This window comes from Variovorax ginsengisoli (assembly GCF_030486595.1).
Classification (GTDB): Bacteria; Pseudomonadota; Gammaproteobacteria; order Burkholderiales; family Burkholderiaceae_C; genus Variovorax; species Variovorax ginsengisoli_B.
The window spans coordinates 94,293-120,588 of record NZ_JAUJZH010000021.1 but is presented as its reverse complement, the minus strand read 5'-3'; the positions used below and the strand labels follow the sequence as shown (position 1 = coordinate 120,588).

25 protein-coding genes are annotated in these 26,296 nt (G+C 64.2%); 8 read left to right on the top strand and 17 right to left on the bottom strand.

Features of this window, described 5'->3' with window-relative positions:
* Positions 1-3 precede the first annotated feature (3 nt).
* From QZH52_RS25720 to QZH52_RS25710, 3 genes are all read left to right on the top strand, one after another.
* The gene (locus tag QZH52_RS25720; RefSeq protein ID WP_301813483.1) at positions 4-357 is read left to right on the top strand and encodes a hypothetical protein; all 354 of its coding nucleotides are present in this window, start codon (positions 4-6) and stop codon (positions 355-357) included.
* Complete coding sequence (locus tag QZH52_RS25715; protein ID WP_301813482.1) at positions 354-977, top strand: VRR-NUC domain-containing protein; 624 nt, start codon at positions 354-356, stop codon at positions 975-977. Before QZH52_RS25720 ends, QZH52_RS25715 begins: the two co-directional genes overlap by 4 nt.
* A gap of 403 nt (positions 978-1,380) precedes the next feature.
* Positions 1,381-2,514 carry an ATP-dependent DNA ligase gene (locus tag QZH52_RS25710; RefSeq protein ID WP_301813481.1) on the top strand — a complete coding sequence of 378 codons (1,134 nt, stop codon included), beginning with the start codon at positions 1,381-1,383 and terminating at the stop codon, positions 2,512-2,514.
* A 126-nt stretch (positions 2,515-2,640) separates the two neighbouring features.
* On the opposite strand, the gene QZH52_RS25705 is transcribed toward QZH52_RS25710, so the two are convergent.
* Positions 2,641-3,129, bottom strand: a complete 489-nt coding sequence (locus QZH52_RS25705; protein ID WP_301813480.1) for a hypothetical protein — start codon at positions 3,127-3,129, stop codon at positions 2,641-2,643.
* 68 nt (positions 3,130-3,197) lie between these two features.
* Positions 3,198-4,385: a hypothetical protein gene (locus tag QZH52_RS25700; RefSeq protein WP_301813479.1), complete on the bottom strand. Its 1,188-nt coding sequence runs from the start codon at positions 4,383-4,385 to the stop codon at positions 3,198-3,200.
* A gap of 285 nt (positions 4,386-4,670) precedes the next feature.
* Between QZH52_RS25700 and QZH52_RS25695 the strand changes: the two genes are divergently transcribed.
* The 4 genes from QZH52_RS25695 (at position 4,671) to QZH52_RS25680 (ending at position 7,578) form a co-directional block, all read left to right on the top strand.
* Positions 4,671-5,057, top strand: coding sequence for a hypothetical protein (locus QZH52_RS25695; protein ID WP_301813478.1), 387 nt, complete (start codon positions 4,671-4,673; stop codon positions 5,055-5,057).
* Positions 5,057-5,971: a metallophosphoesterase gene (locus tag QZH52_RS25690; protein WP_301813477.1), complete on the top strand. Its 915-nt coding sequence runs from the start codon at positions 5,057-5,059 to the stop codon at positions 5,969-5,971. The genes QZH52_RS25695 and QZH52_RS25690 overlap by 1 nt, the downstream gene beginning before the upstream one ends.
* 6 nt (positions 5,972-5,977) lie before the next feature.
* The gene (locus tag QZH52_RS25685; protein ID WP_301813475.1) at positions 5,978-6,241 is read left to right on the top strand and encodes a hypothetical protein; all 264 of its coding nucleotides are present in this window, start codon (positions 5,978-5,980) and stop codon (positions 6,239-6,241) included.
* 167 nt (positions 6,242-6,408) lie between these two features.
* On the top strand, positions 6,409-7,578 hold the full coding sequence (locus QZH52_RS25680; RefSeq protein WP_301813473.1) for a CAP domain-containing protein: 1,170 nt from the start codon (positions 6,409-6,411) through the stop codon (positions 7,576-7,578).
* Positions 7,579-7,643: 65 nt separating this feature from the next.
* Here the strand turns inward: QZH52_RS25680 and QZH52_RS25675 are convergent, their stop codons facing one another.
* The 9 genes from QZH52_RS25675 to QZH52_RS25635 all read right to left on the bottom strand — a co-directional run bounded on the left by QZH52_RS25675 (position 7,644) and on the right by QZH52_RS25635 (position 18,126).
* A complete protein-coding gene (locus QZH52_RS25675) occupies positions 7,644-8,063 on the bottom strand; it encodes a hypothetical protein (RefSeq protein ID WP_301813472.1) in 420 nt (139 codons plus the stop codon).
* Between the two features lie 198 nt (positions 8,064-8,261).
* On the bottom strand, positions 8,262-9,878 hold the full coding sequence (locus tag QZH52_RS25670; protein WP_301813470.1) for a type II secretion system protein: 1,617 nt from the start codon (positions 9,876-9,878) through the stop codon (positions 8,262-8,264).
* An 86-nt stretch (positions 9,879-9,964) separates the two neighbouring features.
* Positions 9,965-10,558, bottom strand: coding sequence for a type 4 pilus major pilin (locus QZH52_RS25665; RefSeq protein WP_301813469.1), 594 nt, complete (start codon positions 10,556-10,558; stop codon positions 9,965-9,967).
* Positions 10,559-10,608: 50 nt separating this feature from the next.
* Entirely contained in the window at positions 10,609-11,718 is a 1,110-nt protein-coding gene (locus tag QZH52_RS25660) for a hypothetical protein (protein ID WP_301813467.1), read from the bottom strand.
* Positions 11,719-13,674 carry an ATPase, T2SS/T4P/T4SS family gene (locus tag QZH52_RS25655; RefSeq protein ID WP_301813465.1) on the bottom strand — a complete coding sequence of 652 codons (1,956 nt, stop codon included), beginning with the start codon at positions 13,672-13,674 and terminating at the stop codon, positions 11,719-11,721.
* A gap of 142 nt (positions 13,675-13,816) precedes the next feature.
* Complete coding sequence (locus QZH52_RS25650; protein ID WP_301813463.1) at positions 13,817-14,584, bottom strand: hypothetical protein; 768 nt, start codon at positions 14,582-14,584, stop codon at positions 13,817-13,819.
* A gap of 38 nt (positions 14,585-14,622) precedes the next feature.
* Positions 14,623-16,059, bottom strand: coding sequence for a type IV pilus inner membrane component PilO (locus QZH52_RS25645; protein WP_301813462.1), 1,437 nt, complete (start codon positions 16,057-16,059; stop codon positions 14,623-14,625).
* A gap of 70 nt (positions 16,060-16,129) precedes the next feature.
* The gene (locus QZH52_RS25640) at positions 16,130-17,704 is read right to left on the bottom strand and encodes a secretin GspD/PilQ domain-containing protein (RefSeq protein ID WP_301813461.1); all 1,575 of its coding nucleotides are present in this window, start codon (positions 17,702-17,704) and stop codon (positions 16,130-16,132) included.
* Positions 17,705-17,748: 44 nt separating this feature from the next.
* Positions 17,749-18,126: a TcpQ domain-containing protein gene (locus QZH52_RS25635; protein WP_301813460.1), complete on the bottom strand. Its 378-nt coding sequence runs from the start codon at positions 18,124-18,126 to the stop codon at positions 17,749-17,751.
* Positions 18,127-18,698: 572 nt separating this feature from the next.
* On the opposite strand from QZH52_RS25635, the gene QZH52_RS25630 reads away from it, so the two are divergent.
* Positions 18,699-19,985: an RNA-guided endonuclease InsQ/TnpB family protein gene (locus QZH52_RS25630; protein ID WP_301813459.1), complete on the top strand. Its 1,287-nt coding sequence runs from the start codon at positions 18,699-18,701 to the stop codon at positions 19,983-19,985.
* Positions 19,986-20,135: 150 nt separating this feature from the next.
* Here the strand turns inward: QZH52_RS25630 and QZH52_RS25625 are convergent, their stop codons facing one another.
* The 6 genes from QZH52_RS25625 to QZH52_RS25600 all read right to left on the bottom strand — a co-directional run bounded on the left by QZH52_RS25625 (position 20,136) and on the right by QZH52_RS25600 (position 26,290).
* Positions 20,136-20,471 (bottom strand): hypothetical protein, encoded by a 336-nt coding sequence (locus tag QZH52_RS25625; RefSeq protein WP_301813457.1) that lies wholly within the window; start codon positions 20,469-20,471, stop codon positions 20,136-20,138.
* An 8-nt stretch (positions 20,472-20,479) separates the two neighbouring features.
* Positions 20,480-22,939 (bottom strand): DotA/TraY family protein, encoded by a 2,460-nt coding sequence (locus QZH52_RS25620; protein ID WP_301813456.1) that lies wholly within the window; start codon positions 22,937-22,939, stop codon positions 20,480-20,482.
* Between the two features lie 383 nt (positions 22,940-23,322).
* Positions 23,323-24,483: an IS30 family transposase gene (locus QZH52_RS25615; RefSeq protein WP_301813455.1), complete on the bottom strand. Its 1,161-nt coding sequence runs from the start codon at positions 24,481-24,483 to the stop codon at positions 23,323-23,325.
* A 128-nt stretch (positions 24,484-24,611) separates the two neighbouring features.
* Positions 24,612-24,959, bottom strand: coding sequence for a hypothetical protein (locus QZH52_RS25610; RefSeq protein ID WP_301813454.1), 348 nt, complete (start codon positions 24,957-24,959; stop codon positions 24,612-24,614).
* 144 nt (positions 24,960-25,103) lie between these two features.
* Positions 25,104-25,598, bottom strand: coding sequence for a hypothetical protein (locus QZH52_RS25605; RefSeq protein WP_301813451.1), 495 nt, complete (start codon positions 25,596-25,598; stop codon positions 25,104-25,106).
* 8 nt (positions 25,599-25,606) lie between these two features.
* Positions 25,607-26,290 carry a hypothetical protein gene (locus QZH52_RS25600; protein ID WP_301813450.1) on the bottom strand — a complete coding sequence of 228 codons (684 nt, stop codon included), beginning with the start codon at positions 26,288-26,290 and terminating at the stop codon, positions 25,607-25,609.
* Positions 26,291-26,296 lie beyond the last annotated feature (6 nt).

Sequence of the window (26,296 nt, the reverse complement as noted above, 5' to 3'; positions counted from 1 at the left end):
CTGATGATCGACATCCCCGTCATTGGCCTCTTCGTGGCCGCCATCGTGAGCGGCTTCATCGGCGCGTTCGTCGGGGCGGCGTTCGTCATCCGGTCGCTCGCCACTGGCCGCATCGCGGCCCGGGCGGTCGAGCTGCCACGGCGGGTGGTCGCGCTTGACAGCCTGAAGGTCATGGTCGCGTTCAAGGAGGAAGCCGGCCGAATCGTCATGGAGACCAGCAAGGAGATCCGCACAAAGGAGCTCGAGGCGATCGTGATCGAAAGCTGGCTCGACGACAACGACCTGGTCGCCCAGTTCAAGGGGCGCGATTTCAAGGTCCCCGCTCCGACGTCCTCCCCGTGGAAGGAGACCCGGTGAGCGCCTTGCCCGGCGCGGCATTCGAACGAATGACCGCAGCGCAGTACCGCGCCCAATTGGGTCTGGCTCCTGCAGGTACACCCGACTCCGAGGTCCTGCGATCGGCAGGATCGGGGCGCCCGCGAGTTCGCGGCGGCTCCCTGACGCCAGCCGCGGCCGCACGATCGAACGCGCTGGCGCCCGAGCTCGAAGCGCCCACGCCGCCAGCGCGCGCCAGGAAGCCACGGAAGCTCACGGTGGCCGGCGGACACCCCACCGAGGACCTGATCCACAGAGCCTGCGCGGAATGGGTCTTCGCTCACGAGGGGCGCTATCCCTTCCTGCGATGGCTCATGCACGTGCCCAACGGCGGCCTGCGCAGCCGCGGCGAGGCGGGAAAGATGCGCGCCATGGGCGTACGCAAGGGCGTCGTGGACTGGATCCTTCCATTTCCAAGCCCGACCTGCCGATATACCGGGCTGGCGATCGAAGTGAAGTCCCACCAAGGCACGGTGAGCGATGAGCAGCAAGATTTTCTGGACGACGCGGCTGCCGCCGGCTGGCTCACCGCGGTCGTCCGTTCCAGTGATGAATTTGTGAAGGTGGTAGAGAGCAATGGATCCGAGACAGACCCTGAATGATGAGCACGCGCGAAGGCGCATCGGCGAGGCCATGGGCGAACCAGCGGAGATTGTTTGGCGCGTGATGGACCACGAGGAAACCAACTGGGCCAAGGAGTTCAACCGCAGCAATTCCAGGAATCCGGAGCGGGACTGCAGGGCCTGGATCGTCGAGCGCAACAAGCTCCATCCCGAGCTCGAGCACCAAGGCCGGCTACCAGCCGCGCCCCTACGAGGTCTTCCCCAACTACCTCGGCCTGACGAACGCTGGTGCGCGCTTCGTCAACTGGGGCCTCATGCAGCTCGACGAGCCCGGCCGCGAGAACCTTGGCACGCGCATGCTCGGCGGCGAGACCGTCGTGATCGCGTTGGCCGCCATCCTTTTCCCTGAACCCACCTGATCGCACCTGACGCGACGCGAACGATGTCCACTCTCGAACACGCCCCCGAATCCAGCTTCCTCTTCTACACCGGCAACGGCTCCGACAAGGTCTACCAGGCACACCTGCGGCAGAAGGAAGCCGGCTGGGTGGTCGACTATGGCAACGGCCCGCGCGGCGGCACCCTGCGCACCGGCACCAAGACGGCAACTCCCATCGCCTACGAGGCGGCCAGGAAGATCTACGACAAGCTGGTGCGCGAGAAGACCTCGGGCGGCTACACCCCGGACCAGTCGGGCACGCTCTACACCGCAAGCGACCTCGCTGGGCGCAAGAGCGGCGAGCTGCCGCAGCTGCCGACGGCGATCACGGAAGAAGAGGCCGAGCGCCTTCTGTCCGATTCGGCCTGGGGCCTGCAGCGGAAGGAGGACGGCGAGAACCGCATCCTGATCTGCGAGGGCACCACGATCCGCGGCACCAACCGGCGCGGACTCTTCGTGGACATCCCACAGCACTGGGTCGGCCCGACCTCCAATGGACGCACCATCATTCCCGGCGAGCACGTCGGGGACCGATTCAAGGCGTTCGACCTGCTGGAGTTCATGGGCCAGGACTACCGTCCGATGCCCTACCTGGAGCGCTTCAACCAGCTCGAGAAGATCACCAGAGACATTCCCTGGCTGGACGTCATCCCGCTCGACCTCACGACCGAGGCGAAGCGTCGACGGGCAGAGTGGATCCGCTTCGCGGATGGTGAGGGGCTCGTGTACAAGCGCCTGGACGCTCCATTCGAAACCGGCCGCAGCGAGAACAGCTTGAAGTCCAAGTTCACCGAGACGGCAACCTGCCTGGTGTTGCGCCAGAACGCCCAGCGCTCGGTCGCGGTGGGCCTGCGGGACGACACCGGCGCCATGATCGATCTCGGCAACGTGACGATTCCGCCGAGCGAGGCGCTGCCCGCCGTGGGCAGCCTGGTGGAAGTCCGATACCTCTACCGCTTCGATGGCGGCAAGTTCGAGCAACCCGTCTTCAAGATGCCGCGCCCGGACATGATCGAGGAGGCTGCGGTGCTATCGCAGGTGACGCGGATCAAGGTGCGAGGCGATTCCGAGAGCTCGGAGCACGCTGCCGAGGAGGAGGCCGAGGAAAGCGCCGAAGGGAATCGCCCTCGCGGTTGACGTGTCAAGCCCCCCTTTTCCCCGGGGCCTGTGCACAGCTCTGTGGAAAAGGGCCTGAGCAACCCCTCGGAGCTGCGCCTGGCGTGGCTTCCGTTGCGGTGCCCAAACAATAGGCAGCGTGATTATTTATTTTTTTGGCGTTACCTGCCGGGCAAGCCTGTCCATCAGACGCCGCATCTCCAGCAGCCCAGCCTCCTCTTGGAGCCCGCCGTCGGCCACTTCGCCTCCGATCCAGCTGCGTTCGAAGATCACCTTGATCCAGTCCTCGCCAAACCCCTTGTAGAGCGGCAGCCTGCGCACCATCGGATGCGCCAGCATCGTGCTGACGAACTCCCGCGGCCGCTGGCGCAGGAACGGGCGCATCGTGAGCTGGCGCGGCAGCGGGACGCCGGCGGGATGCGAGATCCCGGTCGTCAGGTCAGTGCGCATGGACTTCGCGACCAGGTGGCCGAACTCGGGGAAAGGGCAAACCGGCTTCGCGTCGAAGTTGAAGGACAGGTAGGCGAGGTTCCACGCCTCCAGGTCGTGCTTGAGGGCAGGCAGGGTGCTTGGGCCGCGGAACTCACCGTCGACGACCCGCCCGTAATCCTCGATCGGCTTTGCTGAATATCTCACTCGAACGCCTCTTTCATGGGCGTCGAGGCTACCAGTTCGCGCGGAGCGCCCGGCTCGCCTGCGCGACCTCAGCGACTGGGGACGCCAGTCTCCCCTTCGGCGGCTTCACTCGCGTCCTCGTCATCGTCCTCATCCGGCTCCCAGGGAAGGCCCGCGAAGATATCGTCGTCGCTCCAGGCCTCGTCTTCTGGGTCGCTGGGCGTGGTCATTCCAGCGCTGAGGGCAACCACGCGCTGATAGAACTCGACGCCCATCTCTTCGGCGATGAGCGCCCACACACCCGGGGAACGCCCGGCGGCAAGGGCGCATACCTTCTCCGACCAGTAGCTCGTTGGCAGGAAGGTGATCGCGCGACCGGCTATCTGGACGGCCCGCTCAAGCTGCTCCGTGGTCAGTTGCGGAAAGTGCAGGACCGCGCGACCACCGCTTGCCTTGATCAGCAAGTCGAAAAGCTCCGATCTGAAGAACTCGTCATGGATGTGCTTCACCGCTCGCCCGCTTCGAAAGAGCTGCTTCACATTCGACGGGGCAACTGACTTGAGAACGCGTTGCTGCGCTGAACGATCACTGGCAACCACCATCGCGTTGACGCACGCGTTGAACGTGCGCCTTTCTTCGGCAACCTTGAGCAATCCCGCACTCGTCCACCCACGATCGACAGCATCCAACACGCCAGGGCGGGTGGCATGCAATCGTAGGGCCGGGTCCCGGGATAGAGCCTTCATCTCGATGCGAGTCGTCCTTCGATCGATTGGAATCAGGCGCAGCGAGCGAGGGTCGCCAGCAATAGCCCGCAGACACGTAGGTTCATCCAAGCACGCCTTGGGCACGTGCTCGAACACCGAAGCCGCGCCCATGGAACTCACCATCGCTATCTCGCACAGGCTGTAGCTGCGCAAAGCCTCAGGAACAAGGGCGAGGAGTTCCGGGTAGCGCCGTACGATGGCACCACAATCCGTTCGCGGCGGGGACTCCGCGACCATCGCCCTGGCCTCCTCCAGCGAAACTCCCGGCTTGAGCGGGACCGCGCTAGAAACCCCACGATCTCGCAGCTTCGACAACACGTAAGCCCGTGCATGAACAGGGCTGGCCGCACGCGGACTATCGTTGGTCGCCTGCGACATCGGAGTGACCGGGAGGCCGCCAAAGCGGATTCCCTTTGTAATCGTCGCCTCCATCGCCGCGATTTTCTCTGCGCGCGCACGAAGGGCCTCCTGCCTCCCGGGTGAGAGGGCCACCGTCTTCGATTTCGCCATTGCCATCCGATTCGCTGTCCAACTTGATTGATGCGCCAGGGCTGTTCCGGCGGGGCTGTTGCGCCAGAGAAACAGTTTCCTGGAGAGAGGTTCTCGAGCGTACAGAGGGAGCACGTAGACGCGTTTCCCTGAATCTCTTCCATTCCGCTACGATACTCTAATGCGAACGAAAGAGGCGAACAGATCCGCCAGACATCGGGCGTTCGAAAGACTTTCATGACACCCTCCAGCCTCGACCTCTTCAGCGAGCCCGATACCGCCAGCGCGCCAGCTCCCAAGGCCGGCATGCCCACCTCGATCACGGCGACCAGTTCGGGCATGCCTCCCGAATGGGGCCCGTACGCCCTCGATATCGTCTTCGCCGACCGCAAGCAGTATCGCAAGGCCCGCCTCACCCCGGCCGCCTCCGCCGAGCTGGTGCGGGCGCTCTGGACATACGCGCTCGCTCGCCATGAAGCACTGATGGCCCGGCGCGCAGCCGACAGCTCGGTCCTACTTGGGAACCGCTCACGCACCGACAAGCTGAACGAGGCCCTTCGCATCATCGAAAGCCACAGCATCGCAGGAGAAGACATTCCCCACGCACGCGAGTTCGGGCCGCGGTTTGATCTTCGACACCTTGCCGGCACTTCGCCCTTCCCGATCCCCGACGAGGAGGAGGAGACGGCGTGATGGAGCGCTTCACACGCGCCCAGCTCGAAAAGCTGCGCCTCGAGCTCACGGAGATCGCCACCACCTCGCCGCGAATCGTTAGGCAGGAGCGCAACCGGGCCGGCCGCGACTTCGTGATCGGAGACGTGCATGGGGCCTACGATTCCGTCTGGAACGCAATGCAGCTCGCCGGCTTCGCACGCACCCGAGACCGCCTTTTCAGCGTCGGCGACCTGGTGGACCGGGGCGCCGGCTCCCACCGGGCCGGCCGCTTCCTCGCGCAGCCCTATGTCTATGCCGTTCGAGGCAACCACGAGGCCGATCTGATCGATCTCCACCTGGACAACGACGATCCGGACGAGACCCTTGAAGTGCTCTCGCGGATCAACTTCAACGGGATGGGCTGGATCGCCAAGCTCACCGCGCCGGAGCGGGCCGAGCTCCTGAAGCGATTCGCCGCCCTCCCCTATGCGATGGAAGTCCAGAGCACACGCGGCACCGTCGGCGTCCTTCACGGCGAGGTTCCCCGCGGCATGGACTGGGAGGATTTTGTCGCCGGCCTGGAGGACGGCGATGCAGAAGTCCTGGAATCGTGCCTGCGCGGTCGCGAGCGCCTGAAACGCGGAGACGCGCGGGGCGTCCCTGGCATCGGCCGGATCTTCGCCGGCCATACACCCCACCAGTCGCCACGCGCCTGGGCAACGTCTACGCGATCGACTCCGGAGCAGTCTTCGCCGAACTGTCGGATCGGCCTGGCGCGGCGCTCACGATCGCCAACATGGCCTTCCAGACGAGTGTGCTCGCGAGCCCTCGCGAAGAGGGCAAGGTCCGCCTGCACGACCAGGTCACCGACGCACCGTTCGGAGCACATGCCGAAGTCGAACAGGCTGCCCCGCGCGGCTAGCACTCCACACAGCCCGCTTTCCTGCCGATAGATCCTCATGAGCACCTTGGATTCGACGCCCTACGCCTCCTACGCGGAACACCAGACCAACGCGGACGGCACGCGCTTCATCAGCAAGCCAACGGGATCCCAGTTCGCCGGCACCGGCGGTACCTACCTGCGTTCCTGCCTCGTCTGCAGCAAGCACAGGCCAGTCACCGGAGGCCAGTTCCGCAGGATCGCAGGCCGCTCGCAATTCGTCTGCGACGATGAGTGCGCAGCCAGGATTGGCTTCAAGCCCAAGGCCCCTGCGGCGCATTGACAACACCGGCACGCCCAGGGTGCTTGAAACTAACACGAACTGAATCAGCGACGAACGTGTCCGCGGTACGTGTTTGCAGTCGGCATCAACTTTTTTTCGAGTTGCACTAGCGCGATTTGAGTCCGCATCGATACGATGAATTGTCACTAATTCATTCGGACGTACTCATGAAGAAAAAGGTTCTCTCCCCGATCGCTCTTGCTCTGGTCGCAATCGCCTTGGCTGGCTGCGGTGGCGGTGGTGGCGGTGGTGGTGGCGGCGGCGCAGCTTTCCCGGTGGCCACCGGCGGCACCACCGATACGACGGCCGGAACCGGCAACACGGGTGGCGTTACGCAACCCCCCGTTGTCGTCGCACCGACGCAGCCAGCCACCGATGGTGGAAACCTGGTGACGACCGTCGGCACGCCCAGCTACTCGTCCTCGACCGAAGAACTCGCCGCGTTCACCCTGCTGAATGCCGAGCGCCAGCGCTGCGGGTTCGGTCTGCTTGCCCAGAACACGATGCTCGACACCGCCGCGGCCGGCCACGCGAACTATCTGCTGCGCAACAACATGGCAGGTCACTTCCAGAACATGTCGGACCCCTACTCGACCGGCGCCAATGCATGGGATCGAGTGGTCGCTGCCGGCTACGCTCCGGCCGTGATCCTGGACGACAACACCGACACGACCGGCGGCGGCGCGAACAACATCACTGGCCGAGGCGCAAGCTCCGTGCGCGGGCTGCTCAGCGCTCCTTACCACGCCGTCAGCCTGCTGATGCCAGAGCTCGACATCGGCATCTCGATCAAGAGTAGCGATTCGACCGGGACGACCGGCACCTACGGACCGCGGGCAATTGCCCAGTTCAACATCGCGCTCGCACAAGGCAGCTACTCGCAGAAGCCGGGCGGCGCGGCGGTGCAGACCTATCCTTGCGACGGCACGGTCGGCACCGCTCACACGCTGAGCAACGAGTCGCCCAACCCGATCGCGGGCCGCAACCTTGCTGTGAATCCGATCGGCCAACCAATCATCGTGGCGGTCACCCCTGGCCAGATGATCGACGTGACCACCGCAACCCTGAAGATCAAGAGTTCTGGCGTCGCTGCCGCCCTGCTCCCCGCCCTCACCAAGGCCTCGGACGCGAACAGCATGATCGATGTCAGCCACCTCGTGCTGATGCCTGATCTGCCGCTCTCGCCCAACACGGAGTACGAAGTGACCATCAAGGGCACCAACACGACCACCACGTTCGACGGCACCAACTGGCACAGCACCGGCACCAACCCGGCAATCACCGACAACGCCACCGGCGCCTTCACCAAGACCTTCAGCTTCACGACCGGCAGCTAAGCTGCCCTCCCAACAAAAAAGGCGCCCTCGGCGCCTTTTTTCGTTGCGGCGGAATCCCGCTCAACTCATGGATGCGGACGCTGCTGCGCCTCGCAGTAGGGACGCCACATCGCTCCGCCCATGGTGGCGGCGCAGGACGCCGACGCAGCTTCCCAGGCATACCACCAGGCCGCGTCACCGTAGTAGACGCCCTTGTCGGCGGTTGCTTGTGCGTTCTGAGCCACGGCGTTCGCGTTGTTGGCCGTGCTCTGGGCGTTCCATGCCGCGTTGTTTGCGACGTTCGCCACGTTGTTCGCGACATTGGCCGTGTTCTGCGCACTCCAGATGTTCGAGTTGAGCGTGGACACGATCGCGTTGATCGGCGCCAGTGCCACCTGGCTGCCGCCGGTCGAGTTTGCAACCTGCAGCTGCGCGAACGCAGGGACGGCGCAAGCAGCCGCGATGGCAGCGACGGCGAACGGGCGGGCAATGAGCTTCTTGAACATCCTGGTTCCTCTGCATTTGGTCCCAGACGAACTGGGCTGAATCTTTCACTTCGCAACGATAGGTACCTACGGCTGCAATCGTGCTCGAATTTCTGAAGTTTATCGTCTTCACAACGAAGGCGTTGATTTTTGTTGACTTCAGGCCTGATGGGCGGCGGGGGCCGGCGGCGGCGCGGCGGCTGGTGAGCCGCTGGTGATTTACGCGAAATAGCAGTAGACGTGACCGATCGCGCTGGCTTGCGGGTTGCCGGTCAGCGCGCCTCCAGACCCGTTCATCAGGCGCACCGTCCAGTTCGTCCCGTTCACCTGCGCGAACCGCGTGAAGCCACCGTCCGCCGAAGATTCAGTTTTGGGAATGAGCTGGATGATGGGGGTGCCCACTGGCGAGCTGCCACAGGTCGGCATGGACACGAACTGGTTGTCGGTGACCTCGATCGATTTCACGAACACGAGATTGGTCGTGACGTCTTCCAGGCGCTTCCAGACCGGCGAGCCGGGGGCCTGCGGGTTGTCTCGGCAGAGCATGGCCTTCTTCACGCCGGCGACGGCCACCGAGTAGCCCAACTGCCCCGCAACGCAGCCCCCGACGCTGTCCGCGGCGATCGGCAGGAACTGGGTCATCGGCGTCCAGATGTTCCCGGTGCAGTAGAGCGTCAGGCCATTCGGATCCGAGGCGCCCTGTCCTTCTGTCGAACACGCGCCGCCGGCGATCGCCGAGGTCATGAGCGGAACCCAGCGACCCGAGGAGCAGACCACGATCGACCCCGAGGCCTCGGTGGCGGACAGCCCGAAGGCACCTGGCTCCACGCAGGCCGTGCCTTTGGTGTAGGTACCAGTGGGGATCAGTCGATTGCCCGCCATCCGGCCCGAGGTGACAACCGCAGCCTCGCCGCCGCTGTTGGTGGTCATCGCTACGTAGTTGCCATTGTTTCCAGCGAAGCCGGCGCCCTGGTCGGTCGCAACGATGTTCCCCGCCGCGAAAATGTCTTGGGAATTGACGCCCTTCATGCCGGCGGGCACGGCCACGGGATCGGCCCCGCCGAATCCGCCGCTTCCAACGACGCTGACATTGCCTGCGGCAGCCACGTTGCCCGTCAGGGTCGAAGTTCCGCCGATCGACAGGTTGCCCACCGCGCTCAGGTCGCCCTGCAGGTCGGGATTTCGTGGATCCCTCACCCGGACGAATTGCTGGAACATGGCCGTGTTCAAGGTCGCGCTCGAGCAAACCGTGCCGGCGATGGCGCCGTTCGGATTCGCGATGTTGAGCGACGGCCCCTTGATCAGTGCCGGAGTCACATACCCCGACTGTCCGCCGGCCCCGCCCTGCTGGTCCACCATGACCTGCGCCAGGTCGTAGCGGATGTTGGTCCCGCCGAGCGTCACGCCAGTGGTGGTGCACACGTTGGTGACGATCGCGCAGCCGAGGCCAGGGCAATTGGTCTTGACCACGTCGATCCTCAGGCTCTGGCGCGTGGGCATCGCCCCGACGCCCGAGGGGAACCCACCCGGCAGCTTGTTGTCGGCCACGAGCTCGGCAATGGTAGGCGCGATGTCATTTGCGACACCTGGAATGTCCACGCCGTTGCCCAGATCGTCGAAGTGGCTCAGCGCGTACTGCTCGGCAGCGCCAGCGACCTGCTTGAGGTAGCTGCCGGCCGACACCCCGATCTGCTCCTCGGAAAGCTTTGCGAGCTGGGACTGTCCATAAATCGACAGGATCGCGATGATGCTGATCGTGACGATCAGCTCGACAAGGCTGAAGCCTTGCTGCGCGCGGCGCGCATGCCCGGTCGGCGGTGAAATGCGTTGGGTCATGTTTCGAGGATGAAGTGAGCGGGGTCCGGTCGGCGCGGTTGGCGTACGCGGCGTGGCCAGACTCGCGTGAGCCCGGCCAGGCCTGATCAGCGGAACGTGAAGATGAAGGTGTTCGTGTCACCTTCGGTGCAGGCGTTCTGGGCGATGCCGCCGTTGTAGGTGCCGCCAACGGCCTTCGCGGCGGCACCGTTGATGGTGATCACCTCGGCCACTCGCGACAGCTGCGCGGCGAGGCCGGGGCATGCAGCGTTGTTCACGGTCGGCAGGTTCACGCTGAACGAGTCGCCTGGGGTGGTGATCGTGGCAGACGCCACCGTGATTTCCGAGCCGGTTTCGCCCAGGTCGTGCTGTACGGTCGCCGAAGCGCCGCTGCCGGCCACGGTGAGCGCAGACGACAAGCCGCGGGCGGTGTTCGCAAAGATCGCGGTCGCCGCGGCGCCGACCCCCAGGTTGTTGTACGGAGTCACGCCCTGGCCCGCGAAGTTGCCTCGGATCGAGGTCACGGTCTTGTTGATGTCGTTGGCGGTCGGCTCCACCTTGCCGTTGATGATCACGCCGCGGGCGTATGGGACGGCGAAGAGCGCCAGCAGCGCGCCGATGGCGATCACGACGATCAGTTCGACCAGGGTGAAGCCCTTGGCCTTCTTCAGCGAAGCGGTGCGGTTGTTGCGAGTGTTCATCTTGGTGAGGTCCTTCAGGTTGATTTCGGTTTGGATTCGGTGGGATCAGGTCACTTGGTGCTGTAGTAGGCGGACATGACGCCCTTCATTTCGTAGATGACGCCGAACTGGGTGGCCATCACGCCGATCACACAGACGACCGCGGTGATCAGGATTGCCCAGCGGTAGATCTGCATGCGCTTCAGGATCTTCGCGAGCATGGTCTTCTCGACGTAGCGGCCGGTCTCCTCGAAGCCCTCGGAGAAGCCGCGCGCCTCCTGCATGTCCTGCAAGAAGTAGTACATCTCCATCGAGAGCAGATTCGTGCGGAATGCGTCGGTACCGACTGCGCCGGTGGCGTCCACTCCCTCGGCAATCTGCTCGACGCGCCAGCGCAGCCACGGCGAGCGCACGGAGCGCGCGAACGTGCTGAGCGATTCGCTCAGGGTGAACATCGTGTTGCCTCGCTTGCGGGTGAGCGTGGACATCGTGGCCAGGAAGAGCGCGCCCTTCACGTCGCGCACCACGCGATACAGGGCCACGTGCTCGTCAAGCCAGTCACGCAGGCGCCCGGTGAGGTTGTTCACGGTCCAATGCAGGGTCACGATCACACAGATCAGCGCCAGCACCGCGTAGAGGCCGTAGCCCTGCACGTTGGCGGCCCAGGCATTGAAGAACGTCCCCTTCGGCCCCCACTGCTCCAGCGGGATGAACGAGTAGATCTCCTGGAGCTTGTTTGCCGAGAACCACGGGAAAATGGTCAGCATCACGATGGCGATCGTGATCCCCACCGCCGCGGCTGCCAGCGTGCCGATCGACTCGTTGCGCACCTGGTCGGAGAGGCGGGCGATCCGCGACACGTCGCGCAGCGCCGCCAGCAGCGCGCCGGCGCCTGCGTCCTGCGCCACATCGATGATGGCCACTTCGTCGTCGGGGAGCGTTCCGCGCCAAGCCGCCGACAGGTTCGCACCGTTGGTCGAATATTCCTCGGCCCAGTAGGCCGAGAGCTTGGCACGGGCGGTCTTTCCGTAGCGATCGGCGTCCTTCTCAAAGATGCCGAGGAGCTTGATGTCGCCCTTGCCACCATCGAGCTTGTCGGCGATGTAGGTGTAGTAGTCCGCGCGCTGCCGGCGGAACTTGGCCCCCGCCTGGCGGACGGAAAATGGAACTTTGACGGTCATTTACGCACCCTCCCGTGCGGCAGCCGAAGCGTGAATGGGGACCACGGCAGCCGACGGCGTGCGCAGGAGCGTTCCGGCTGGTGGGGCCTCGACGGCGTAGCTCGCCGGCACGGAAGCCGTGCTCGTGTTGCGGCGCGCGGCCACGGCACGCTCATGGTCGCGTCGACTCTCGACCGTCTCGAAGCTCATGAAGCGAGGCTCGATCTCGCGCGGGTCGATCAACCCGACGTACTTGCCGTCGTCGGTCGTGCCGCGCACAGCCTTGTAGATCGCGCACTCCATCGTGTTCTTGCCGACCATGTTCTCGTCATCGAACCGATTGGAGGCCATCGAGCGCCAGTACTTGTAGAGCTTCAGGGCTCCGTCGGGTGCGCCGATGTACTCGAGCATCTGCTCGTCGGGCTCGACCATCTCGCTGACCACCGTGCGGCCCGAGAAACCGTTCAACTCGGGCAGCTCGTCCTTGATGCAGAACTTGCAGCCGCGGGAATTGCGCATGCGGTACTGGTCGCGGCTGATGTCGTAGAGACGCTCCAGGCGATCGAAGTAGCGGTTGTGCTCGGCGAGCTTCTCGGGGTTGAGTGTGAACGCGTGGGAATAGTCGTTCGGCGAGAGAGCGCAATGCGGACAGTTCGTCGGCAGGAGAGCCTGGTACACCATCAGTTTCAAGATGCCGGGCGTGGCCAGGACTTCCCGGTTGATGGCGATCGCCGGCGATGCAAATCGTTCGGCAATGCCGAGGCTCGAGCGCGCGTGGGTGGTCGTATAGACGCTGTGGCCGGACTCGACCACCTGACGCGCGACCAGGCCCGTCTCGCGGTCACGGATCTCGCCCAGATAGAGCGCATCGAGCGCAGAACGGTAGAGCGCGCGGGTGGCCGAAAGGAAGGACTTGTCGTCGCCGGACTGCGCGAGGTCGCGCGTGATGGTCTTCTGGTAGGCGTTCTTGAGCTCGAGCTCGACCGGATCCTCGAACGACTGGATCTTGATATCGGTGGGCAGCATGTTGATCATCTGCACGAGCGAGGTCGACTTGCCCGACCCCACCACGCCAGCGAGCACCACCATCCCGCCTTCGGAGTTGATCACCCGGCGGATGATGTCCATCTGGCTGGTCAGGTATCCCGCTTCGTCCAGCGAGCGGATCGCCGCAGACTCGCCCAGGCGCTGAATCCGCGTGGTCACCACCACGCCCTTGTCAATGGCCATGCCGCTCCAGCGCAGACGCACACGCGCCCCGTCAGGGATGGCAGGGCTACGCGGGAGGTTGATCTTCACCAGCGCCTGTTGCTCGACCTTCATGTCGAACTGCGGCGAGGCGCCGCCGCCGGACTTCTGCCATGCGATGCCGAGCATCGCGATCACCGTGTCGGTCGGATAGAGGAAACGCTCGGGGCGGATGTAGCGGCCGCCAATCTTGAAGCAGATCTGGCTCTTCGCAGCCTCGCGATCGACCGCGAAGTCGATGTCGTCTGCCTTGTTGGCGTACGCCCAGGACACGACGTCGGTGAAGGCGGACATCAGCGCGTTCTTGGTCGGGTCCCGCGACACATCACGCTCGAACTGGAGGCTCGACTGGGTGATGTCGCCCTGGGAGAGCGCCATGACCAGGCCAGAGCCTGCGAAGTGCCCCTGAACATGGGCGTCGACCAGCTGGTAGTTGCGCTTGGCGAGCTGATTGACGACGGCCTCGACTTCCTCGCGCTTGGCCTTCTCCTTGTCCACGAACAGCATCACGACCTTGTCGGTCGCCCGCACTTTTGCGACGGCGATCGAGGCGTAGAGGTGAGGCGCGAGCTTCACTTCCTCGTTGATCACCTTGTCGAACAGGATCTTGGCGAGGTCGTCGGCCATCGCGATGGGCGTGCGGCTGAAGCGGACGCCGCCCCAGTTCGCGATGTCGGAACCGTCTGCTGCAGGCCCAGCGCCGGCGCCGGCCGGCTGCCCAGGTTGCACAGGCGAAACGATGCGGCGGGGCGCGCCACCGGCAGCCGGCGCCTTTGCAACCGTACGGGGCCCCGTGGTCGGGCGCGCGGCCGGCGCTGGAGCCGCCTTCTTCGATTTTCCGAATCCGAACATTGGGTGGGTCCGATCGTGATCAGTTGGCAGCGGCCGGTTGCTGCAGGCGCTCGTCCTGCACTGCCTCAAGCTGGGGCGGAATCAACGGCACAGCCGTCTGACCAGGGGCCACAGGCCCGCCCGGGATGAGCTGGATCGTCGGCTGGCTCACCTTGAGGGGCGCCGGCCCGCTGGAGACGGGCTGCAGGGGCCTGGAGGGGGTGCTGGTGGAGCTGAAGGGCGTGGGGATGGCGGGCGATGCAAGCGCGGCTCCGCCTGGCCTGCCGCTTTCCGCAGGGCTTGCCAAACCGGGAGCCGGCTGGAAATAGTTGACGCCCGTCCACTTCCCCGTCGGACAGGTTGCTGGCGGCACTCCCTTGCGCGACGGCTTCAGGACGACCTTGTTGCCCGTGATCTCCGAGATCACACAGCTGCCCATACGGGCGCCCACGCGCACACGTTCGTAGCCTTCGCCGTTGAAGCTCATGTGCGCTCTCAAGTCGTTGCCGATGCCGAAGATCGACAGGATGAAGATCTGACCGGCAGGCGGGCCCGAAGGCGCCGCGGGCTTGGCTGGCTGAATCAGGCCGGAGGCCACCGACTGCTCCATCGAGCGCGCCAACGCCTGTTGGTTTTCGTTCTTGACGAGCGTGTCCACGGTGACCACGCTGTTGCGCATCGCCTCCGACTGGGGAGCGCTGTCGAGCGCAGCTGAGACGTCAGCCGCAAGCGCACCGGAAGTGAGGGCCAGGCCGGCGAGCACGGTGACAGCCAGTGCTGTCGCTTGACGAAGACGAAGGTTTTTCATGGGCGAGGTGCCTTTGAGAGATTGAGGTCCGAAGCGGGTCACGGCTTGGCGTAGATGACGGCCTTGACGTCCGCGGTCAGGGCCGAGGTCTTGATGTCGACCTTTTCGCCGTCGGCCCGCTTGAAATACATGTTGATCTGCAGCCAGTCCGCCTCGACGCCGGCGTCAATGAGGGCATCGATGCTCCGCAACGGCGCCTTCAACGTGAAGGTGGCGGCCCGCACCTGGGGGACGGAGGCCACCATGGCGACAGCGGTGCCATCACCCTTGCGTGGCGGCTTGATCTCGACCGGCACGAAGGTGAGGTCGCCGACTTGGCCGAACGCGGCGCTGAGCTTCTGCAACCGGCTGACGGTCTCCACCATGTGGTTCTCGACCGAGCGCAGCGCCTCGAACTTGAAGGGCTGGGAAGCATGCGTGACGTTCCAGCTCCCCACGAGCGTGTCCAGGCCCTTGTACTGGACCGTCCAGCCATCGGGGGTACTTTGCTTCATCTCGCGGTTCACACGCCCGAACTGGCTGCGGGTGTAGATCGCAGAGCAACCCCAATGACGGTCGCCTTGGGCGGCCGCACCGGGCTGGGATGCTGCCGGTGGCACCGCAGTGCAGGTGGCGCTTTGCACCTCCCACCCGCCCCAGACGAGCGGAACCGACCCCAGCGACACCCGCACCGCGGAGAGGCCTTGCGGATCCGCAGCGCGGTGGCCGTCTGCCCACGCTTGCATCGCGAGCGCCCAGGCTTGCTCAGGAGGCTCCTCGACGGACGCATTGATCCGAGCCAAGCGCTTGCGCTCCTTCTCCTGGTACATGCCCCAGCCCTTGTTGCCAGCGGCGAGCAGGACGGCCACGCCGACGACCGCGATCACGGGTTTGGGGATATCGCCGCTCTTCTTGGGCAGCGGCTGCAGCACATCCTCTTCGCCCGACGCAGCGAGCATCAGGTCCTGGGCCGTCAGGCCGCGAGCCTTGTCGCTCAGATCATGGTCTTCGAGGTTCGTGAAGACGGCGTACGAGATGTCATCCTCGAGCCCGCTCTCGATCTCCTTGCGGGCGGCTTCGATGAGCTCCATGTCGTTGTCCGACAGGATCACTCGGTCGATCGAAGACGGCTGGCCGCCGCGGATCACCGCGAACCAATATTCGTTGCCTTCCGGGAAGAGCTTCAGCGCATAGATTGCATCGCCGCCATGCTGGCGCGCCGCAACCCGAGCAGCTGCGAAGACCCTGGTGCCTGCCGGAGCAGCGTCTGCGGGCACGAGGCCATAGCCGAATTGCTGCAACGTGGAGATCAGATGGGTCGCACCGCCCGAACGAGCGATCTTGATGGCGTCGGCACGGGTCGACGAGCGCGACGCTACTGCGCGCCAGCTCACGCCAAAGGCGACGGCCTTAGGCTCGACATCGTCAACCGCTACCACCAGCGGCAAGCGGCCGCCGTCCTGGTTCGATTTCGTCTTCTTCTTGAAAAATGCCACAGAGGATTCCTGGTTCGCTGGAGATCTGGTCAGGCAAGCAGAACGGTCACGGGGACCGCGCCGGCGAGCTTCAGACGCCCTCCTCCGCGATCGCCGTCACGAGCAAGACCATGCGGCTCTTGGTATTTCGGCCCTGGTCGGAGCCACCGAGCGCCAGCGGGAGGTTTGCGCCAAGGCGCCGGTTGGTGACCGAGTTCGAGTTCGACTCGATGCCACCGATCACGACCGTCTGACCCGAGCGAACCGGAACTTCCTGAATGACGCCCTGGCCGTCGATAGTCTTTTGCTGGACGGTCACAGCCGAGTCGCCCGAGCCGACCGTGAACGCCTTCAACGGCTGCGCGCTCGTCACGTCGAAGCTCACCGACAGGAAGATCGTGCCGTCGGCCTTTGCGGTCGGCACCAGGGTCACGAACGTGCCCACGGTTTCTTCCTTCTGGGTCACGGTCGGCGCCTGCGCGCTGGTGCTGATGATCGAAGAGCTGACCGCGGTCGCCTGCACCTGGTCGACGTAGTTGAAGGTCGTGCGGATCGCCTGGGTGACCGGGCGGCCCGAGGTGGTCGTGAACGGGAACGAGCGACGATTCACCACGGTGCCGACCTCGTTCAAGGCCTGCACCACCGCGTCGCTACCCGTCATCGTGCCGGCGGTGCGTGCCCAGCTGGTCGTGCCAACCTGGCTGGCCACCAGCGATGCCGGCGAAGCGACCGAGATGGCACTGTTCGCCGCCTTGTAGATCAGGTTCCAGTCCATCCCGTAGTCGTTGTCATCCCGGGTGGTGACTTCGATCGACTCGATCAGGACCCGCACGCGGCGCGACATCAGCTTGTTCTGGTCTTCGACGTACTTGGCAACCCGCGCGAGCGCCTTCGCGGTGTCGGTCACCACGAGGGTCTGGCTCTCCTGGCTGATCACCGCCTTGCCGCTCATCGTGAGCAGGGCGTCGATGGTGTCCCGCATGCCAACGATCATGTTCTGATCCTTGGTGGAAAAGCCCGTCTTGCTCTGCGACTCGAACACCGTGTTGGAGCCACCGTTGCGCCCGAGCGTTGCCGAGGTTGTCGCCACCTGCGGAATGGCCTGCAAGTGGAAAATCTGCGTCTTGACGCGGTAGAACTCGGCGCCGGTCGCCACCGGCCGCCAGGACACGTCGGCCTGACGCGCGATGTCGTCGAGCAACTGCCAGAGGGGCACGTTCGACGCCTGGAGCTGCACACGCGAAGGGCCCATGATCGGGGCGTCCTTGGCGGCCATCTTTGCGGAGAATTGGCTCGGCGGAAGCAGCGCGTCGGGGGTCGCCGTGATGATCAGGCCCGAGGCCTCCGCCACCTGGTTGAGCGCGGTCTGCAGGTCGACCGCGCCGCGCTGGAAGTTGGCGGTGATCGGCACCGAGCGACGCAGGGCCGATGGCATCTTCATCTCTCGCGCCAAAGGCTCCTGGTTGCCAGCAATGAAGGGGCGCGCCACGTCCTGGGCAGCGATCCGCACCCGTTCCGAATCCTTGATCTGGTCGACCATGGCATTGCGCTTTGCGGCGATGTCCTTGTCGGCGGATGCAGCGTCGACCCGGACTCGCTCCTGGTAGGCGCAGCCCGCGAGGGCGGCGAAGGCCACGGGAAGAAGAGCGAGGCGAATGGATTTCATGAGCTTTAAGTCCTAAGTTCGTGTTCGGCGGCTACACGCTCGAATCAGTTAGCCATCCGGTCGCAGAGTTCCGCCTTGGGAACGACGCGCAGCACCTTGTTCGAATAGAAGCAGGGTTGGAGAGGCATGTTCGTGAGGTCCGTGCTGGCCAGAAGCGCACGCACGGCGCCCTTGAAGTCGGTTCCGAGATCCGCGGAAGAGAGCACCGGCAGGTCGAAGGGGACAGTCCAATGCTCGGTGTCGTGCGTCCAGCCGGCACGGCGCGACCAGGTCACAAGCGCCTCTCGAATGGTCTTGTCGCTGCGCGAGATCGTGAAGGACTGCGCCACCGGTGCCGCCGGTGCGGCAGGAGCCGCCACCTCGCCACCCACGGGCATCGCCACCGCGCCGCTCTTCACCGCCGCGCCAGCTTCCGCCGCCACTGGAGCCACTAGAGCTGGGGCGGGTCGGCTATCCACGAAGCCAGCCAGGGCACTGCCTGCGGAGACACCCAGGACGAGTGCGAGGAGGGCTGCGCGGGGTGCGCTGCTGCTTGCCAGCGAGGAGGCGCGTCGAGGTGCGTTCTTGAACATGCTTGAGAGGTAAAGGCCGAGGGTGGTGGCGGTTGGATGGGTGGGGCGACGTGTGAGAAATGCGGTTCTCGTCACCCCCCGTTGGGCCACCGATCACCGATGCGTAACAGTTTTTCGCACTGTCTCGCAGTTTCCTTTTTTCCTCGTTAAGACGTCTCTACAAACACAATGTTCTAATTAAAACATGCTGCGACTTTTTGGCGCAAGGATACGATCAACTTTCGCGATGCAATTTTGCAAATCCGTTTTTTACGATCGCTGCGAACATGAGCCACCCGTGGAGAGCACGCACATTTCGATGTCCGAAGGAAGTCCATGACCCAAACCCGCGTCAAGGCCTTCGGGGCGGGCGGTGAAAGGAAGCAGGTATTTTTCTTCACGCCCTTGCGCATAGCGCTCGCGCCTCCCCATACTGTTCGTAGATGTCCGACGCTTCGACCCTTCGAGCCCACCGCTTCCAGCTTCGCCCACGGCCGCTGCAGGAAAAGCAGCTGGCCCGCTATGCGGGCATGATGCGTTGGGTCTGGAACCGCGCGCTAGCCGAGCAGCAGGGTCGCCGCGAGCGTGGCGAGAAGAACGCAAGCTACGCGAGCATGTGCAAATGGCTCACGGCCTGGCGCAACGCGCCGGAGACCTCGTGGCTGGCCGAAGGGCCTGTGCATCCCCAGCAGCAGGTGTTGAAGCGCCTGGACGCCGCCTTCCAAGCCTTCTTTGCGAATGTGAAAGCGGGCAAGAAGCCCGGCTACCCTCACATCAAGAGGAGGGGTGAGGAGCCCTGCATCCGGTTCCCGGACAAGGCCCAATTCAAGCTGGATGCAGCAAATGGGCGCATTCATCTGCCGAAACTTGGATGGGTGCGCTTGCGTATGAGCCGCGAAGTCACTGGCGAGCTTCGCAACGCCAGCGTTACACGCGAAGGGGGCCGCTGGTATGTGGCCATCCAGACAGCGCAGGCGGCCGTCGTGGCGGCCGCTGGGCTCGCTCCGACGCTCGGCGTCGATCTGGGCGTTGCAAACTTCGCGGGTCTTTCGGATGGACGACTCATCGTTCCGCTCGCCGCGCTGAAAGCACAGCAGGTGCGGTTGCGGCGCTATCAGCGCAGCGTGAGCCGGAAGGTCAAGGGCTCGTGCAACCGGAAGAAGGCGATTGTCAAGCTGCGCGCTCTTCACAAGCGCATCGCGCAGCAGCGTCTGGACTGGCTGCACAAGCTCACGAGCGGCCTCGCGGCCGAGCATCCCGTCATCGTGATCGAGGACCTGCGGGTCGCCGCGATGACCGCATCGGCGCGAGGCAACGCGCAAAAGCCGGGCAGGAACGTGCGCCAGAAGGCCGGCCTGAACCGCGCGATCCTCGATGCTGCCTGGAGCGAATTTGGGAGGCAGCTCGAATACAAGACAGCCGCCGTGGGCGGCGCTGCTGTACGGGTCAACCCGGCCTACACGAGCCGTACGTGCCGGATGTGCGAGCACGAATCGGCGGAGAACAGGAAGACGCAAAGCGTCTTCGCCTGCGTGGCCTGCGGCCACACAGAACATGCGGACATCCATGCCGCAAAAAACATTCTGGCCGCGGGGCACGCGGCCTGGATCTCGGGCGCAAGCGCTGGATCCGATGCCTGTGGAGGGGTAGTCAGACGCGCAGCGTCCACAAGGACAAAGCGCGCAGCCCCTGCGAAGCAGGAACCCTCCGAAGGAGTGGCCTGTGCGTAGAACGCAGTCCGCCTCAGCAGGAATCCTCGTCCTTCAAGACGGGGAGGATGTCAAGATGCAATTTTGCGAATCCGTGTTTAGTGGCTTCGCGGTCATGAAGCCAGCAGACGGGGCCGAATCCCGTTTCGTAAAGGCAGCGAGGGGCGAGGGTCAGCGACCGGAGATCTTGTAGTTCTGGCCGAACTCTCGCACATCGTCCCAGTTGTCCGAAACCTTCATCACCTTCTTCGCCCCGGCGGAAACCTGTTCGCGCAACGCGGCGTCACGCACCAGGGGGTGGTTAGGGTCCACTCTCATTAGCTCACGCAGCGCAAGATACTTCATCGCGAGGTTGCCGGCATTGGCCTCCTTCAACGTGTCGATGATCTTGTTTGCCCGCTGTTGGTTTCGCAATGCGAGTTCGGCGTCGTCAGCCTGAGCCTTCGCGGCCCGGATCTCGCTACCGATTCTGGCTGCGTCCGCAAAAAATCCGTCAAGTTGGCTCATCGCTTCCTCTATTCAACTTCGCCGCCGCCTTGGCCGCGTTTCCCGCTAGCTCCGCCACCCTGCATCATTGCCCTGGCGTTCGCCGCCCGCATCTGCTGCGCGCCCTTGGCGACTTCCCCCATGCCCTGTTGACCGAACCGGCCGAACGCCATGAACGTTCCTCGGGTCTGCTGGTCCGCATCTCGACCGAGGGTCGCGCCGATGGCCTTGCCAGCCCACGCGAGCGCCTGATCCGGCAACAGCACCGACATGTTGCTCAAGGTCGTCACGAGGGTGTGCATCAGCACCCAGAAGATGATCAGGAAGCCGATGATCGAGGCGACACCAGTGACAGAGTTCCCCTGAACGTTGCCCATCACCGATGGATATAGCCAGAACAGGAAACTGCCCATCACGATCATAAGGGCAGCCGCAGCAACGAAGCCCAGGAGCATGAGGAACGGCCGGAACAGCATATTGATAATGAAAAGGTATCCAGTTTCCGTGCGCTGGCCCATCCCCTCGCCGTTTGCGTCCAAGTGAACGAACGCCCAGATCGGCCCCGCGGCAATGCCTTCGAAGAAGATGGTGAGGTACTGCACCAGCCCGCCCCACCAGTTCACGAAGGGCACCATAGGAAGCCAGAGGCTCATGATCGCGCCAAGAATGAACATGGCCCCGAGAAGCGTCGGGAGGACGGCCATGAGGGATTCGAACGCACTGATCAGGCCGCTCATCGGCGTGAACTTCGCCACCTTGGAGAGCACCGTTCCCGCGACCGACTTCACGGCGGACATTGCGCCACCGCTCTTGTCCTCGTCGCCCTCCTCATCCTCCGGGTTGTATCGCTTGACGTACGAATAGATGACGAAGCCGGATTCAGCGGCAACCATGAGGTAGTCCCCCATGTTCTTCATGGCGATGATCGGGTCGATCAGGCGCAGGCCGCCAGCGGTGGATGCTGTCGCTCCGCCGGCGCCCGAGGTCGACAGGTCGATCAGCTTCATCGCGAACGACTGGCCGAAGCTGCAGTTGCCTGTGGGCGCCGTCGTTGCATCTGCCAACGAACTCGACAGGAGCGCGCAAAGTGCCTGAGGGCCTGACGAGTTGCCCTTGGCCTGGGCGTTCTCCGGCGCGCTCTGCGCCTTCTCGGTCGACGCGACCAGACCATTCAGCGCTTCGTTCAGTTTCGTGTTGTTCCCACCCGAGTTGACGAGCATCGGAAACGCACGGAAGTTGACGCTTTGGGCCGCCTGAGCCATCGCTGCGTTGACCTCTGCCAGCGTTGCGTACCAGGCGCCGGCGCCAAACCAACCGTACTTCCTCGTCGACTCAATGGCCGACGAGTTCAGCGCCTGGGTCTGCTGTTGAGGATTGCCGGCCGCAGCCTTGATGCCGGCGTAGTAGTTCGCCGCGATGCCCTCGAGTTCCAGTCTTGGCAGTACCGCCGCGGGTCCTCCATTCTGGCTTGCGATGAAGCTCGTGTACCAGTTGCGCGCCAAGTTCTCGACCTGGGTCGTGTAGTTGGGGAAATTGGATGACGCGCGCTGCTGCATCGCCCGCGCGATGTTGTCGTAGTTGACCGATGCCACGCGGTAGCCGCCCATGGAGTCCGCGCTACGGCCCTCAGAGGTGACGTTGGTCGCATCTACGCCTACGCCACCGCAGTAGGTAGGTGAGCCGGGCTTCCCGTAGGATACGGCGGCCATGCTGCCGCTTGTACCGTCGATCCGGGAGACCCGCTCGGCAGTCATATTCAACCCCTCACGCTCGTGCGCTTCGACGTAGGCGTTCTGCGCAAGCATGCAAACCTGCGAGCGGAATAGATCGAACGTCGCCTGTTCCAGCGTTGCCGCACCCTGGGCCTTCGGGGTGACGAACGACGGCGCCACGACGGTGGTCAGGTTGTTCGTCCCATCGATCATCGCGTTGAAGCCGAGGTTCGCGGCCCCGATGCCGAGCGTGGTCGCAAAGACCAACACGGCCTGCGAAAGCGAGAAGCCACCGAACGCAGGGATCAGACTGGCCACGCCAGTCACCATCCGGATCGGGAGCCACACCTGGGAAAGCTTCTTGCCCATGAGCTGCCCTTCGTGAGCAGTCTGGACGATGGCCACGCCGATTCCATAGGTCGCCCAGATCGTGCCGGCCACCAGGATAAACGTGTTGAAAACGAGGAACATGCTCCCGAGGAGCGTCGACGCTGTCCCGATCGCCGAGAAAGGGTTCGTGAAGAACGTGCCAAGCAAGGCGGTGAACGCCTGGGTGGACATGTCGTTGGTCCCGGTCGCATCGATGTAGGGCTGCGTGAGCTGGCCCGTGCCGGTGCTCTGCGCGGCGGCCACGCCCGCCATGAGCATCGACGTCAGCGCGGCGAACAGACCTCCGACGGTATGCAGGACGGATCGGGCCCGCGAGCGCGACGCTGACCGCGGTGCGCCTGGCGCGGAACCTGTAGAGAGTGTCGATGTAGCGTGGGCGGAACGCATGGGAAATCCTGACCTGATCCATTGCTTGCGGCAACCTCCGAGCAACGAGATTCTGCCCTGCGTGCCGCGACTACTGCCGTTTCAATCCGCGAGTTGATATTACTACGGATGAACGACCATTACGGCGATGGTATCAGTGAGAGTTTCAAAGGCTGGATCTTTTTTGGAGAATCGTGCGGGCACTGCGCAACAACGCCCCGTCCGAGCGAATCGGAGGCACCGCTGAGGGGGAGAAGATGGTTGCTATCGAGTGTCGCACTGGGCCCAGGCTGCGTCGCACGGCCGGCCCGCTGGAACCAAACAACGAACTGCGGCCCGCTACCACGACGGCCGGCCCGGCGCGGCGGGCCGAGTGCAATGGACAGCCGGATTCGGCTGCGGATTCAACCGGTCGATGCAACGATCTGACTGAACATCTCAGCCGGTGTTTGGAAGTCGAGAGTCTTCCTGGGACGCTCGTTCAACTTCCGCGCCAATGCATTGAGTTTGGCCTGTGAGAATGCCGAGACATCGATACCTTTGGGAAGGTACTGCCTCAGCAGCCCGTTCGAATTCTCGTTGGTTCCGCGCTGCCAAGGATTCTGAGGATCGCAGAAGAAGACCTGGATGTCGGTCGCCAAGGTGAACTGCTTGTGGCCCGCCATCTCTTTGCCTCGATCCCAGGTGAGCGACTCGTAGAGCTCCTGCGGTAGCTTGCGAGCATTCTTGATCAGCGCGTTGACGACGGTCTCCGTGTCCTTGCCGGTGACCTTCACGAGCATCACGTAGCGCGTCTGACGCTCAACCAGCGTGGCGATCTGGCTGTTGGAGCTTCCGAACAGCAAGTCGCCTTCCCAGTGACCAGGGACTGCTCGGTCCTCAACCGTGGCCGGTCGCTCGCTGATCGAGACGGCGTCGACGATTCTCCCGTGGGCGTCGGTCTTCTGCGTGTGATGGCGCGAGCGGCGCATGCCTCGCGTTCGTCTCAGGTGCTGCAGCAACTCCTTCTTCAAGGCCCCGCGGGCTTGAATGAACAGGCTGCGGTAGATGGTCTCGTGTGACACGTGGCAGGTCTCGTCGCAAGGGTAAGTGTGTTTGAGCCACCCCGCAATCTGCTCCGGGGACCATTGCAGGCCAAGTTTGTCCGTGACGATGCGCGCCAAGATCCGGTTCTCGGCCAGCTTGCAGCGCTTGGGCCGATGAGCCCGGTCCCAGGCTGCCTGGTCGGCCTGGGTCGCCCGATAGCATCCCGGACCACCATTGCGCTTGATCTCGCGGCTGATGGTGGACGCGGCTCGACCAAGGATCACGGCGATCGCGCGAATCGAGAAGCCAGCCACCATGGCACGCGAGATCTCCTCGCGCTCGGCCAGCGTCAGTGCCATCGATGAACGGCTTCGCTCCGGCGGCCGAATGCCGCCGGTACGCGACAGGATTCCCTGTACCGACGTGTGAGGCCGATTGAACAGCTGAGCGATCTGATGGAGGGTCCATCCCTGCCTCCATCGCTCCCACATCAATGCCTTCTGGCTGTCTGTGTAGTAGGTTCTTGTCCTGTACGCCATCTGCAACACTCCTTCTGCCTACGGCAGCTTCAGTGTGTTGCATCGACCGGTTGAATCCGCAGCCCATACCGGCGGTACAGGGCGCTCGCCCGCCAGTGCCCAGCGGACCAACGAAGCGCGTCGTGCCTTTACCCCGGCCGGCAGCCGCCGCAGCCTTCAAGGAAGGTCGCAAAACCCTTCATCCAGGCCAGATACTTGTCCGCGGCGAACTTCTCTTCTTTCGGCGTGCCCATTGCTTCCAGAAGCGCCTGATCGCCGAAATGTCGTTCGCAGGAGCCGTCAGCCAGCGCACCGCGAATGGCGGTGGCCAGGATCTTTGCATCCCTCGGGCCGATCGTCGGAAAAAAGGGAAGGTCGGGGTACAGGTCTGAGGTGATGCACTCGTGCAAGGCCACCCAAACATCGCACGTCGGAAAACGGATTTCCTTGCCGGCCTCGTTCGTCGGGGCGTCGCCAATGAAAATTTGCTCAGCCATCGAGGCATTTGACCAGCGAGCGTCCCGCAATACAAGAGCCAGCCCGGGCGACCTGGCGAGGCGCGTGCTTTTAAGTAGCCAGGCGAACTTCGCCGCAGCTGCAACTGGCGAGCCCGACTCGCTCCCGCGAGCGCGGCTCTGCGATCAACCGATGCGCTCGCCGTGATTGGCGGCGGCAGCCCGAGCTTCGTAGGTCGCGAGGGCCTGGCTGTTGAACGGTCGGCCGGCCTTTTGCGCGGTGCGGATCGCGCTCTCGTGGGCGAGCGCCACCAGATGATCGGAATCGACGGATCGCAGGCGCTGCTCGTCGGCGAACAGGACCATGCAAACGCTGCCCAGGCGCGCGAACCAGTGAAGGCCCGGCTTGGTGCAGACGCCGGCGGCCTGCGCCTCCTCGATGAGCGAACGCGCCGCCGTGTTCAGGTAGACGTCGACCATCGTCGGCGACGACAGCTCGATATGCCCCAGGTTCTCGACATGGGCCAGCAGACAGTCGCGAAGCCGCTCCAGATCGCTTTCCGCGAGCGAAACATGCTTCACCGGCGGCGCACCGAGGCGGCGTTCCTCTTTGGCCCTCGCCGCCAGGACCAGGGTCTGTTCCAGCGCCTCTTCGGCGCTCATCATTGCGAAATCCAGCATCGTCGTCTCTAGAGCGTTACCTTGATCCCTGCGTCCTGTCGCACGGACGCCTCGACGACCCGCTTCGGATCCGGGCGGAACGTGATGACATTCAGGCGCGCCCCCACTGCTTCGCGCTTGTCGTTCTTCTCGGCAACTCGCACCACCGCCTGGTGGACGAACGCCTTCACATACGGGCGCTCGCGCATGAACCGCCAGACAGCCGAAGGGAACTGCACCAACAGCTGCTGCAGGCTGAGCGTCGACACCACGGCGAAGTCCTTCTTCGTGATGCGTCCCTCCACGTACGAGAGCACGATGTCCTTGAGTTCCTGCTCGTAGTCAGCGCGAAGCCGCGTCGAGGTGAGGAGGCCCGAGTTGCGCACCGACTGTTCGGTCACCGAGGTCGTCGACTCCTTGAGGTGGTCGAAGGCCATCCAGAGCTCGACCTCGTAGAGGAGCTTGCCCTCATCGATTGAGGCCTTCGAGAAATAGATGCTCGCGTCAGCGATCGACCGGGTACCGTGGACAGCCCAGACGAGATCCTCGGGCAGGTCCCGAGGATTTGTCCCTTCCAGACCCACGAGGGTCTCGCGAAAGTCGATGACGGACGGACGGCGGTCGGCCAGCAGGAAGGAGCGGAAGAACGTCGCGCCATTGGCACGACCGATGCGCTTTTCGTCTCGCGGCGGAAGAACAACAGGTTGCTTCATTTCGAC

Coding starts and splice junctions, on each gene's coding strand:
- QZH52_RS25720 (WP_301813483.1), top strand. CDS start 4: ATGATCGACATCCCCGTCATTGGCCTCTTCGTGGCCGCCATCGTGAGC.
- QZH52_RS25710 (WP_301813481.1), top strand. CDS start 1,381: ATGTCCACTCTCGAACACGCCCCCGAATCCAGCTTCCTCTTCTACACC.
- QZH52_RS25700 (WP_301813479.1), bottom strand. CDS start 4,385: ATGGCGAAATCGAAGACGGTGGCCCTCTCACCCGGGAGGCAGGAGGCC.
- QZH52_RS25695 (WP_301813478.1), top strand. CDS start 4,671: ATGCCCACCTCGATCACGGCGACCAGTTCGGGCATGCCTCCCGAATGG.
- QZH52_RS25690 (WP_301813477.1), top strand. CDS start 5,057: ATGGAGCGCTTCACACGCGCCCAGCTCGAAAAGCTGCGCCTCGAGCTC.
- QZH52_RS25685 (WP_301813475.1), top strand. CDS start 5,978: ATGAGCACCTTGGATTCGACGCCCTACGCCTCCTACGCGGAACACCAG.
- QZH52_RS25680 (WP_301813473.1), top strand. CDS start 6,409: ATGAAGAAAAAGGTTCTCTCCCCGATCGCTCTTGCTCTGGTCGCAATC.
- QZH52_RS25675 (WP_301813472.1), bottom strand. CDS start 8,063: ATGTTCAAGAAGCTCATTGCCCGCCCGTTCGCCGTCGCTGCCATCGCG.
- QZH52_RS25670 (WP_301813470.1), bottom strand. CDS start 9,878: ATGACCCAACGCATTTCACCGCCGACCGGGCATGCGCGCCGCGCGCAG.
- QZH52_RS25665 (WP_301813469.1), bottom strand. CDS start 10,558: ATGAACACTCGCAACAACCGCACCGCTTCGCTGAAGAAGGCCAAGGGC.
- QZH52_RS25660 (WP_301813467.1), bottom strand. CDS start 11,718: ATGACCGTCAAAGTTCCATTTTCCGTCCGCCAGGCGGGGGCCAAGTTC.
- QZH52_RS25650 (WP_301813463.1), bottom strand. CDS start 14,584: ATGAAAAACCTTCGTCTTCGTCAAGCGACAGCACTGGCTGTCACCGTG.
- QZH52_RS25640 (WP_301813461.1), bottom strand. CDS start 17,704: ATGAAATCCATTCGCCTCGCTCTTCTTCCCGTGGCCTTCGCCGCCCTC.
- QZH52_RS25630 (WP_301813459.1), top strand. CDS start 18,699: ATGTCCGACGCTTCGACCCTTCGAGCCCACCGCTTCCAGCTTCGCCCA.
- QZH52_RS25625 (WP_301813457.1), bottom strand. CDS start 20,471: ATGAGCCAACTTGACGGATTTTTTGCGGACGCAGCCAGAATCGGTAGC.
- QZH52_RS25620 (WP_301813456.1), bottom strand. CDS start 22,939: ATGCGTTCCGCCCACGCTACATCGACACTCTCTACAGGTTCCGCGCCA.
- QZH52_RS25615 (WP_301813455.1), bottom strand. CDS start 24,483: ATGGCGTACAGGACAAGAACCTACTACACAGACAGCCAGAAGGCATTG.
- QZH52_RS25610 (WP_301813454.1), bottom strand. CDS start 24,959: ATGGCTGAGCAAATTTTCATTGGCGACGCCCCGACGAACGAGGCCGGC.
- QZH52_RS25605 (WP_301813451.1), bottom strand. CDS start 25,598: ATGCTGGATTTCGCAATGATGAGCGCCGAAGAGGCGCTGGAACAGACC.
- QZH52_RS25600 (WP_301813450.1), bottom strand. CDS start 26,290: ATGAAGCAACCTGTTGTTCTTCCGCCGCGAGACGAAAAGCGCATCGGT.